The sequence below is a fragment of the Cryobacterium sp. TMT1-19 genome, assembly GCF_004403055.1.
Classification (GTDB): Bacteria; Actinomycetota; Actinomycetes; order Actinomycetales; family Microbacteriaceae; genus Cryobacterium; species Cryobacterium sandaracinum.
The window spans coordinates 37430-47483 of sequence record NZ_SOHB01000048.1 but is presented as its reverse complement, the minus strand read 5'-3'; the positions used below and the strand labels follow the sequence as shown (position 1 = coordinate 47483).

Annotated in this window: 12 protein-coding genes; all 12 read left to right on the top strand. The window is 69.8% G+C overall.

Annotated features, from left to right (window positions below):
- A partial coding sequence (gene tilS, locus E3T40_RS12570) for a tRNA lysidine(34) synthetase TilS (protein WP_134543895.1) occupies positions 1-894 on the top strand: 894 nt, incomplete at its 5' end.
- Positions 875-1426, top strand: a complete 552-nt coding sequence (gene hpt / locus E3T40_RS12565; RefSeq protein ID WP_104169606.1) for a hypoxanthine phosphoribosyltransferase — start codon at positions 875-877, stop codon at positions 1424-1426. The genes tilS and hpt, both read left to right, overlap by 20 nt.
- Before the next feature lie 66 nt (positions 1427-1492).
- Positions 1493-3502 (top strand): ATP-dependent zinc metalloprotease FtsH, encoded by a 2010-nt coding sequence (gene ftsH / locus E3T40_RS12560; RefSeq protein WP_104169605.1) that lies wholly within the window; start codon positions 1493-1495, stop codon positions 3500-3502.
- 8 nt (positions 3503-3510) lie between these two features.
- Entirely contained in the window at positions 3511-4080 is a 570-nt protein-coding gene (gene folE, locus E3T40_RS12555) for a GTP cyclohydrolase I FolE (protein ID WP_104169604.1), read from the top strand.
- Complete coding sequence (gene folP, locus E3T40_RS12550) at positions 4077-4895, top strand: dihydropteroate synthase (RefSeq protein WP_370287922.1); 819 nt, start codon at positions 4077-4079, stop codon at positions 4893-4895. Before folE ends, folP begins: the two co-directional genes overlap by 4 nt.
- A complete protein-coding gene (gene folB, locus E3T40_RS12545) occupies positions 4892-5257 on the top strand; it encodes a dihydroneopterin aldolase (RefSeq protein ID WP_104169603.1) in 366 nt (121 codons plus the stop codon). Before folP ends, folB begins: the two co-directional genes overlap by 4 nt.
- Entirely contained in the window at positions 5254-5778 is a 525-nt protein-coding gene (gene folK / locus E3T40_RS12540; protein WP_104169602.1) for a 2-amino-4-hydroxy-6-hydroxymethyldihydropteridine diphosphokinase, read from the top strand. The genes folB and folK overlap by 4 nt, the downstream gene beginning before the upstream one ends.
- Positions 5775-6245 (top strand): DUF3180 domain-containing protein, encoded by a 471-nt coding sequence (locus tag E3T40_RS12535; RefSeq protein WP_104169601.1) that lies wholly within the window; start codon positions 5775-5777, stop codon positions 6243-6245. Before folK ends, E3T40_RS12535 begins: the two co-directional genes overlap by 4 nt.
- Positions 6238-6735 carry a PH domain-containing protein gene (locus tag E3T40_RS12530; RefSeq protein WP_241981776.1) on the top strand — a complete coding sequence of 166 codons (498 nt, stop codon included), beginning with the start codon at positions 6238-6240 and terminating at the stop codon, positions 6733-6735. Before E3T40_RS12535 ends, E3T40_RS12530 begins: the two co-directional genes overlap by 8 nt.
- Positions 6732-8330: a PH domain-containing protein gene (locus E3T40_RS12525; protein WP_134543889.1), complete on the top strand. Its 1599-nt coding sequence runs from the start codon at positions 6732-6734 to the stop codon at positions 8328-8330. The genes E3T40_RS12530 and E3T40_RS12525 overlap by 4 nt, the downstream gene beginning before the upstream one ends.
- On the top strand, positions 8327-9085 hold the full coding sequence (locus E3T40_RS12520; RefSeq protein ID WP_104169598.1) for a Rossmann-like and DUF2520 domain-containing protein: 759 nt from the start codon (positions 8327-8329) through the stop codon (positions 9083-9085). Before E3T40_RS12525 ends, E3T40_RS12520 begins: the two co-directional genes overlap by 4 nt.
- Positions 9082-10014 (top strand): pantoate--beta-alanine ligase, encoded by a 933-nt coding sequence (panC, locus tag E3T40_RS12515; RefSeq protein WP_134543886.1) that lies wholly within the window; start codon positions 9082-9084, stop codon positions 10012-10014. Before E3T40_RS12520 ends, panC begins: the two co-directional genes overlap by 4 nt.
- The last annotated feature ends 40 nt before the right edge of the window (positions 10015-10054 follow it).

Below are 10054 nucleotides of genomic sequence, written 5' to 3'. Positions count from 1 at the left end.
GGCCTGCGCGCCGGGGCGGTCATCGTCGACCACGCCCTGCAGGCCGGCTCGGCCGGCGTCGCGGCGGCCGCGGCCGGGCAGGCGCGGGAACTCGGCCTCGACCCGGTTCTCGTTCTTCGGGTCACGGTCGACCACGGCACGGATGCCGGCGGTCCGGAGGCCTCCGCCCGCACCGCTCGGTACGCGGCCTTCGACCAGGCGCGGCGGGAGACCGGCGCGAGCCACATCCTCCTCGGGCACACACTCGACGATCAGGCCGAGACCGTGCTACTCGGCCTTGCCCGGGGATCGGGCCCCACAAGCCTGCAGGGAATGAAGCCGGTCGGCGGGCCGATTCTGCGGCCGCTGCTGGGCATCCGTCGCGCCCGGACCCGGCAATTCTGCGTGGATGCCGGCCTGCACCCCTGGCAGGACCCGCACAACGACGACCCCCGCTTCCAGCGGGTGCGGGTACGCCAGACCGTGCTGCCCGTACTCGAGCGGGAGCTGGGGCCCGGCGTGGCCGAAGCACTCGTGCGCACGGCCGGGCAGCTGCGCGAGGACTCGAGCGCGCTCGACGACCTGGCCCGTGGTCTTAGCGAGCAGCTGAGTGAACCGCTCAGCGACTCTGCCGACGGCGCCGGAATCCGGCTGGACGCGAGCCGGCTCGAGACGAATCCGCCCGCGGTGCGCCAGCGGATCATCCGATTCTCGGTCGAACGGGAGTTCGGGGTGTCCCTGGAACGCGTGCACACGCTGGCCGTGCTGCGCCTGGTCACCGACTGGCACGGGCAGAAGCCGCTTGACCTGCCAGGCGTTAGGGTTATACGGCAGGACGGCTGGCTGATATTCACCGCGCCTGGACACGCCCCGAGCAAAGGACCCTCCCGCTCCCATGGAACCCCGCGACATTGAAGGCGACCTCACCGAGATTCTGATCGAGGAGGAGCAGATCCGCACCCGGCTCGCAGAGCTGTGCCGCCTGATCGAGGCGGACTATGCCGGCAAGGACCTGTTGCTGGTCGGCGTGCTCAAAGGAGCGGTCATGGTCATGGCCGATCTGGCGCGCGAACTCGTGCACCCGATCACGATGGACTGGATGGCGGTCAGCTCCTACGGGTCCGGCACGCAGTCCAGCGGCGTCGTGCGCATCCTGAAGGACCTCGACACCGACCTGCACGGCCGCAACGTGCTCATCGTCGAGGACATCATCGACTCCGGTCTGACGCTCTCGTGGCTGCTGTCCAACCTGAAGTCTCGCGGACCGGAATCCGTTGAAATCTGCGCCCTGCTGCGCAAGCCGGATGCCGCTCGCGTCGACATCGACGTGAAATACCTCGGTTTCGACATCCCGAACCAGTTTGTCGTGGGCTACGGTCTCGACTTCGACGAACGCTACCGCAATCTGCGCTCGGTGGGTGTTCTCGCCCCGCACATCTACAGCTGAGCCTGGTAGCGCTTTGGGCGAACACACGGTCTTCGTCCAGCGCGGTCACGGTAGCCTGACACCACGATGAACGTCAAGAAGCTACTGCGCGGGCCGCTCCTCTACATTCTCCTGGCGATTGTTGCTGTGTGGGTAGGGTCGAGTCTCATTACCATGTCGGGATTCAAAGAGATTCCGACCCAACAGGGACTGGAGTTCCTGAAAGACGGGAAGGTCTCCGAGGCCACGATCGTCGACGGCGAGCAGCGCGTCGACCTCACCCTGACCAAGGCGGATAAAGACCTCGGTAGCGAGGTCCAGTTCTACTACGTCGCCCCGCGCGGCGAAGAGGTCATCACGGCCGTCACCACTGCCAATCCGGCCGACGGCTTCACCGACGAGGTGCCGAAGTCCAGCTGGATCCTGTCGCTGCTCGGCATCATGCTGCCCCTGCTCCTGATCGGCGCGTTCTTCTGGTTCATGCTCGCCGGCATGCAGGGCGGCGGCAACAAGGTGATGCAGTTTGGCAAGTCGAAGGCCAAGCTGGTATCCAAGGAGAGCCCCCAGGTGACATTCGCGGATGTCGCGGGCGCCGACGAGGCCATCGAGGAGCTCGAGGAGATCAAGGATTTCCTCAAGGAGCCGGCGAAGTTCCAGGCCGTCGGGGCACGCATCCCCAAGGGCGTTCTGCTCTACGGCCCTCCCGGAACCGGAAAGACCCTCCTCGCCCGGGCCGTCGCCGGCGAGGCCAACGTGCCGTTCTACGCGATCTCGGGCTCCGACTTCGTGGAAATGTTCGTCGGCGTCGGCGCGAGCCGCGTGCGCGACCTGTTCCAGCAGGCCAAGGAAAACGCCCCGGCCATCATCTTCATCGATGAGATCGACGCCGTTGGCCGTCACCGCGGCGCCGGCATGGGCGGCGGGCACGACGAGCGCGAGCAGACCCTCAACCAGCTGCTGGTCGAGATGGACGGCTTCGACGTCAAGGCGAACGTCATTCTCATCGCGGCCACCAACCGGCCCGACATCCTCGACCCGGCGCTGCTGCGCCCCGGTCGCTTCGACCGTCAGATCGGCGTGGACGCGCCCGACATGCTCGGTCGCAAGCGCATCTTGGAGGTGCACTCCAAGGGCAAGCCGATGGCTCCCGGCGTCGACCTCGAGGTGCTGGCGCGCAAGACGCCCGGCTTCACCGGCGCCGATTTGGCCAACGTTCTCAACGAGGCCGCGCTGCTCACCGCGCGTTCCAACGCGCAGCTGATCGACAACCGCGCCCTCGACGAGGCAGTCGACCGCGTGATGGCCGGTCCGCAGCGCCGCAGCCGTGTTATGCGCGACAAAGAGAAGCTGATCACCGCGTACCACGAGGGCGGCCACGCGCTCGTGGCGACCGCGATGCGCAACACCGACCCGGTCACCAAGATCACGATCCTGCCCCGCGGCCGCGCCCTCGGCTACACGATGGTTATGCCGGTCGAAGACCGCTACTCCGTCACCCGCAACGAACTACTCGACCAGCTCGCCTACGCAATGGGCGGTCGGGTGGCCGAGGAGATCATCTTCCACGACCCGACCACCGGCGCCTCGAACGACATCGAGAAGGCCACCTCCACCGCGCGCAAGATGGTCACCGAGTTCGGCATGAGCTCGGCCGTCGGCCCGCTCAAGCTCGGGCAGGGTTCCGGTGAGGTCTTCCTCGGCCGCGACATGGGCCACCAGCGGGACTACTCCGAGCGGGTCGCCGAAAGCGTCGACGCCGAAGTGCGCCAGCTGCTTGAAGACGCGCACGACGAGGCATACCAGGTGCTGATCACGAACCGGGCCATCCTCGACGACCTGGCCGCCGAGCTGCTCGAGCACGAGACGCTCGACCAGCACGCGCTGGCCGGGCTCTTCACGGGCGTCGTCAAGCTGCCCCCGCGGCCGCAGTGGCTGTCCAGTGACAAGCGTCCGGTCTCCGACCTGCCGCCCATCGCGATGCCGACCTCCAAGGCCCTCATCGAGAGCGGAGTCGCCGATGGCAGTACCGCTGGCGAGACCGCCGCGCGCACTCCGGCCCGCACGCCGGCCCGTACCCCTCGCCCCGCCACCGCGTAGGCCCCCGGGTGGCAGTGGACAGGGTGCGGATCGAAGCCGCGGTCGCCGAGATCCTCGCCGCAATCGGCGAAGATCCCGCCCGTCCGGGCCTCAGGGCGACCCCTCGCCGGGTGGCCGAATCATACGGTGAGTTCTTCGCCGGGCTTGCGGTGGACCCGGTCGACCACCTGCGCGACACGATCCCGGTGGGCCCGCACACGGGTGAACTGGTGCTCCTGCGCGACATCGCCTTCCGCTCCGTCTGCGAACATCACCTGCTGCCCTTCCTCGGCATCGCCCACCTTGCCTACGTGCCGAACGAACGGGTCGTGGGTCTGGGCAAGCTGCCGGCCGTCGTCGACACGATCGCCGCCCGGCCCCAGATGCAGGAACGCCTGACCGAGGAGATCGCCGAGGCGCTCCAAATCGGGCTCGCACCGCTCGGCGTACTGGTCGTGCTCGACGCCGTGCACGGCTGCGTGACCGCCCGCGGTTCGCGCCAGACCGGCAGCTCGACCGTCACGATGGCCAGCCGCGGGTCCCTCGCCGATCCCGTGAAGCGCGCCGAGATCATGGCCCTGATCGGCTCCGGCCGGTGACCCGGCCGCGCACCCTGATCATGGGGGTGCTCAACGTCACACCGGATTCCTTCAGCGACGGCGGCCGGTGGGCGTCGACGGATGCCGCGATCATTCACGCCCTCGACCTGCAGTCCCAGGGAGCCGACCTGATCGACGTGGGCGGCGAGTCCACGCGCCCCGGCGCCGGCCGGGTCGCGCCCGCCGAGGAGCAGTCCCGGGTGATCCCGGTGATCAGCGAACTCGCCCGGCAGGGGCTTTCGATCAGTGTCGACACCCTCAATTCGAGCACCGCGGCCGCCGCGGCCGCCGCCGGGGCGCAGATCATCAACGACGTCTCCGGCGGCCTGGCGGACCCGCAGATGGCATCCATCGCCGCACGCAGCGGGCTGACCTACGTCGCCATGCACTGGCGGGCGCACGCCCCGAAGATGGACGACCTCGCTGTCTATGGCGACGTCGTCGCCGAGGTGCGGGCCGAGCTGGTTGCGCGGGTCGACATGCTCACCGCGGCTGGCCTGCCGCCGGAGAAGATCGTGCTTGACCCGGGGCTCGGCTTCTCAAAGCTGCCCGAGCACAACTGGCGTTTGCTGTCCCACCTGGACGCCTTCGCCGACCTGGGGTTCCCGGTCATGGTCGGTGCCTCTCGCAAGCGGTTCCTCGCCGGGGTGCTCCCGGCCGACGCGGGCGTGCTGGAACGCGATCTGCCGACCGCCGTGGTCAGCGTGCTGGCCGCGCAGGCCGGCGCCTGGGCGGTGCGCGTGCACGACGTCGCGGCGACGCGAACGGCGCTGAATGTGCTGGCACTGGCGGATTCCGCCAGAATGGGACCATGAGAAGCGACTCCATCACGCTCACCGGCCTGCGGGTCAACGCGCACCACGGCGTCTACGACTTCGAGCGGGAAAACGGACAGGACTTCGTCATCGACGTGACGGTTTGGCTCGACCTGCGGCATGCCGCCGCGAGCGACGATGTGACGCAGACCATCCACTACGGCGAGCTCGCCGTGGAGGTGACGGATGCTGCCCGGCACAACCCGGTCGACCTGATCGAAACCGTCGCCGAGCGCATCGCCGCCGCGGTGCTGGCGCACGACGCCGCCGACACGGTTCAGGTGACGGTGCACAAACCACAGGCACCGATCTCCGTACCGTTCACGGATGTCGCGGTGCAGATCGTGCGGACGCGCGCATGACCGACGCGACCCCGGCGCTGCTCGCCCTGGGCAGCAATCTCGGCGACCGCATGGCCACCCTCACCGCGGCGATCGACGCCCTGAAGCAGGTGCCCGGGCTCGAGCTGACCGGCGTCTCCCCGGTCTACGAGTCCGCCGCGGTGAAGGTCGGCGGCGTCGACGACGAGGCACCGCGCTATCTGAACCTGGTGGTCGGCATCCGTTACACCGGGCACCCGCACACCCTGCTCGACGCGGTGAACGCCATCGAGAACGACCACGGTCGGGTGCGGGTCGAACGCTGGGGCGACCGCACCCTCGACATCGACATCATCGTCTTCGGAACGGCCTCGCTGCACGACGAGCGCCTGACTATCCCGCACCAGCGGGCCGCCGAGCGCGACTTCGTGCTGGCCCCGTGGTTGGACCTCGACCCGGCCGCCGTGCTGCCGGGCCGCGGCCCGGTGCGCGCGCTGCTCGGCGCGATCAACACCACCGTGCAGCGGCACCCCGCCCTGCCGTCCGCGGGCGGCAGCCGGTGAAACGTACGCAGCCGTCGGCGCTGATCGCCCTGGGTCTGGCCGGCCTGGTCGTCGTGTTCCTGCTCGAGCTGGCCGCCGCGGCCGGCGGCTCGGCGATGTTCCTGCCCCCGGCCACCCTGCCGATCGCGCTGATCGCGATCGGGATCGGCGTCCTGGCGCTGGCCTGGCCGATCCGTCAGGCCATTCGCGGCACGGTGCGGAAACACGTCAACCCGTTCCTGGCCATCCGGGTGGCACTACTGGCGAAGGCGTCGGCGCTGAGCGGGGCGCTGCTTCTCGGCGGCGGACTGGGAATCGTGCTCTACATCCTGACCCGCTCGGTCATGCCGGCGGTAACATCGTTATGGCCTGCAATCGGGACGGCGGTAGGCGCCGGGATCCTCCTGACGCTGGGGCTGGTGGCCGAGCACTTTTGCACGCTTCCCCCCGATGACGACGATCAAGAGCAGGGAGAAGTGCGTGCCTGAGGCGGCTGTACGACTGGACCTCCCCGACGTGGAGGAGTGGAAGCGCGTCTCCCCGCGTTATGTGGTGGTGGAGACGGTCGGCACGATCGTCTTCGGACTGGTGTTCACGGCCATGGCCGCGGCGGTGTGGCTGCTCCTCGACGTGCAGTGGGCGCTCTACGTGATCGGCGCGATCGTGTTGATCACCGGGGCCAGTGTCGCCTTCGAACCGCGCCGGGTGCGGGCCATCGGCTATCAGCTGCGACGCGACGACCTGCTCTTCCGCCGGGGCATCATGTTCACCCGGTTCGTGTCCGTCCCTTACGGGCGGATGCAGCTGGTCGATATCACGCGCGGCCCGATCGCGCGCTGGCTGGGTCTGGCCGACCTCAAATTCGTGACCGCGGCGGCCTCGTCGGGGGTGCTCATCCCGGGGCTCGCCGAGGCCGACGCGGAGAGCCTGCGCGACCGGCTCGTGGAGCTGGCCGAGAGTCGCCGGGCCGGGCTGTGACCACGCTCGCCGACGGGGAATGGCACCGGCTGCATCCGGCCAGCCCACTGCTGCGCGGCGGCATCTTCATCGTCGCCGTGCTCGGCTTCATCATCGCCAACCTTCGCGAGCGGCTGATCGACGTCTTCTTCGGGGTGCCGAGATACGGCGGGGACCCGATCGACGCGATCCTCGAGCGCGGCGTCTTCGGCTGGGCGCTGCTCGCGGTCGCGGTCGTGCTTGTGCTGATCCTGGCGGTCTTCTACCTGTCCTGGCGCATGCACACCTTCCGGGTCACCGGGGAGGTCGTCGAGGTGCGTAGCGGAATGCTCTTCCGCAGCAACCGCCGGGCCCGCCTCGACCGCATCCAGGGCGTCAACATCGTGCGCCCGTTCATCCCTCGCCTGATCGGCGCCGCGAAGCTCGAAGTCAGCGTGGCCGGTCAGGACGCCAATGTGCAACTGGCCTACCTGGGTTCGACCCTGGCCGACCAGCTGCGACGGGACATCCTTCGCCTCGCGTCCGGACTGCGGCAGCAGGCCGTTCCCGCCCCGGATGCCGCGCTGGCCCCGACCTCCCGTCTCGGTCTCGCTCCCGCGTCACCCCACTCTCCCGCGACCGCCGCCGCCGACCGGGCCCGGGATCTCTTCGCGCCCGAGCTGGACCCCGACGCCGCCCCGCCGGAATCGGTGGTGCGGATTCCACCCGGGAGGCTGATCGGATCCGTCGTGTTCAGCGGCTTCACGGTCTTCGTCGTGCTCGCCGGAATCGCCCTGATCGTCAGCGTGACCGCCGGCGGCAGCGACTGGCTGCTCGTAGCCTTCATCCCCACCCTGATCGCCAGCGTCAGCTTCTATTTCACCCGGGTCACCAAGTCGCTGCGCTACAGCATCGCCGGCACCCCCGACGGCGTGCGGGTCGGCTTCGGGCTGCTCACCACGAGCAACGAGACCCTGCCGCCGGGCCGGATCCACGCGATCGGCGTCTCGCAGCCGTTGCTCTGGCGCCCGTTCGGCTGGTGGCAGGTGCGCATCAACACGGCCGGCCACTCCAGCGCCCAGGGTGCCGCCGGCGAGGCCAACACCACAACCCTCCCGGTGGGCACGCTCGCCGACGTCGCCCGGGTGCTCGAATTGATCCTGCCCGGGTTCGACTCGGCGGAGCAGCAGGCCCTGATCGAACGGGGCCTCCGCTCGAAGGGCGGCGACGACGGCTTCACGAACGCGCCGCGCCGGGCGGCCTGGCTGCATCCGTTCTCGTGGCGCCGCACCGGCTACACCGTCGTGGGCGGCATCGCTCTGCTCCGGCGCGGCGTGATCTCGCGGGAGCTGGTGCTGGTGCCGCTGGCCCGGTTGCAGAGCGTCGCCATCTCGCAGGGCCCCGTGACCCGGATGCTGCGCCTCGCCTCCGCCCGGCTGCACACCGTCGCCGGGCCGGTGTCCGCCTACCTCGGGGTGGTGGCCGCCGCAGAGGCCCTGGTTTTCTTCGACCGGATCGCCTCCGGGGCCATCTCGTCGGCCCAGTCCGACACCAGCCACCACTGGAACCAGCCGATCCAGGACCAGCCGACCGCGGCCCAACCCACCTGGAAGCAACCGAACGGAGTCATCGAATGACGCCGCGTCCCGGACGCCTCGGGATCGGCATCATCGGTGCCGGCCGGGTCGGCCCCATCCTCGGCGCCGCCCTCGCCGGCGCGGGCCACGCGATCGTCGGGATCTCCGCCATCTCGCAGTCCAGCCGCGACCGGGCCGAGGCGATTCTTCCGGGCGCGCCCATCCTCACCGTTCCCGAGATCGTCGAGCGCAGCGAACTGGTCATCATCGCCGTGCCCGACGCCCAGCTCGAGAGCCTCGTCAGCGGGCTCGCGGCCGCCGGAACCTGGCAGGCCGGCCAGCTTGTGTTGCACACCTCGGCCCGGTACGGCACCGCGGTGCTGGCCCCGGCGCTGGCCGGTGGCGCGATCCCGCTGGCCATCCACCCGGCCATGAGCTTCACCGGAACCAGCATCGACCTGGCCCGCCTCGCCGACAGCTACTTCGCGGTGACGGCGCCCACGCCAGTGCTGCCGATCGGGCAGGCGCTGGTCGTGGAGATGGGCGGCGAGCCCGTGATCGTCGCGGAGGCCGACCGGGCTGCCTATGCCGAGGCCGTTGACACCGCCACGGCGTTCTCCACCTCGATCGTGGAGCAGGCCACCGGGCTGCTGGCCGGCATCGGCATCGAGCACCCCGGGGCGGTGATCGCGCCGCTGATGCGCTCCGCCATGGAGAACGCGCTGGCCCGCACCGGCCCCGACCGTCTCGACCTCTCCCAGCTCGACGCGCTGGACGCGCTCGACACCCGCGACCAGGACGGTTTCGACGAATGACACAACCGCAACACACCGGAGGACGAGTGAACGTGCTCACCAAACCAGCAGTCATCGGCAGCATCGAGGAACTGCGGAGCCGCCTGACCGACGCGCAGAGCCGCATCGAGAACGCGCGCGCCGAGCGCGGCGAGGCCGGCGGCACCCCCCGCGTCGTGTTGGTCCCGACCATGGGGGCCCTGCACGCCGGGCACCTGGCCCTGGTGCGCCGGGCCCGCAGCCTCGGCGACATCGTCGTGGTGTCGATCTTCGTCAACCCGCTGCAATTCGGGGTCGGGGAAGATCTCGGCAGCTACCCGCGCATGCTCGAGGCCGATGTCGCGGCTCTGGCCGCGGAGGGCGTGCCGTTCGTATTCGCGCCAACCAGCCAGCTGATGTACCCGGACGGCGCCGCTTCCACCCGGGTTGTCGCCGGCGCGGTCGGCAGCCTCTTCGAGGGCGCTGCGCGCCCCGGGCATTTCGACGGCATGCTGACGGTGGTCGCGAAGCTGTTCAACATCGTCGGCCCCGACGTGGCCGTATTCGGCCAGAAAGACGCGCAGCAGGTCTTCCTGGTCGAACGGATGCTGGCCGACCTCAACTTCCGCACCCGCATCGAGGTCGTCCCGATCGTGCGCGAAGACGGCGGCCTCGCCCTCTCCAGCCGCAACCGCGCGCTCGAACCGGCGCAGCGCGCCGCCGCCCGGGCGCTGTCCGCGGGGCTCGAGGCCGCAGCATCCGTCGCCGCCCAGGGGGTCGGCGCCGCACTGCAGGCCGCCCAGGCGCGGATCGACGTGCAGCCGCTGGTTAAACTGGACTATCTCGTTGTCGTCGACCCGCGGACCTTCCTTCCGGTCGGGGGCGAGCATCACGGCCCGGCCCGCATGCTGGTCGCCGCGCTGGTCGGTCACACCCGGCTGATCGACAACGTGGCCCTGGACCTTTCCTAGGCCGCACCACCCGCACGACCGTCACCAGCCAGACCCTCAC

Coding starts and splice junctions, on each gene's coding strand:
- hpt (WP_104169606.1), top strand. CDS start 875: ATGGAACCCCGCGACATTGAAGGCGACCTCACCGAGATTCTGATCGAG.
- ftsH (WP_104169605.1), top strand. CDS start 1,493: ATGAACGTCAAGAAGCTACTGCGCGGGCCGCTCCTCTACATTCTCCTG.
- folB (WP_104169603.1), top strand. CDS start 4,892: ATGAGAAGCGACTCCATCACGCTCACCGGCCTGCGGGTCAACGCGCAC.
- folK (WP_104169602.1), top strand. CDS start 5,254: ATGACCGACGCGACCCCGGCGCTGCTCGCCCTGGGCAGCAATCTCGGC.
- E3T40_RS12520 (WP_104169598.1), top strand. CDS start 8,327: ATGACGCCGCGTCCCGGACGCCTCGGGATCGGCATCATCGGTGCCGGC.
- panC (WP_134543886.1), top strand. CDS start 9,082: ATGACACAACCGCAACACACCGGAGGACGAGTGAACGTGCTCACCAAA.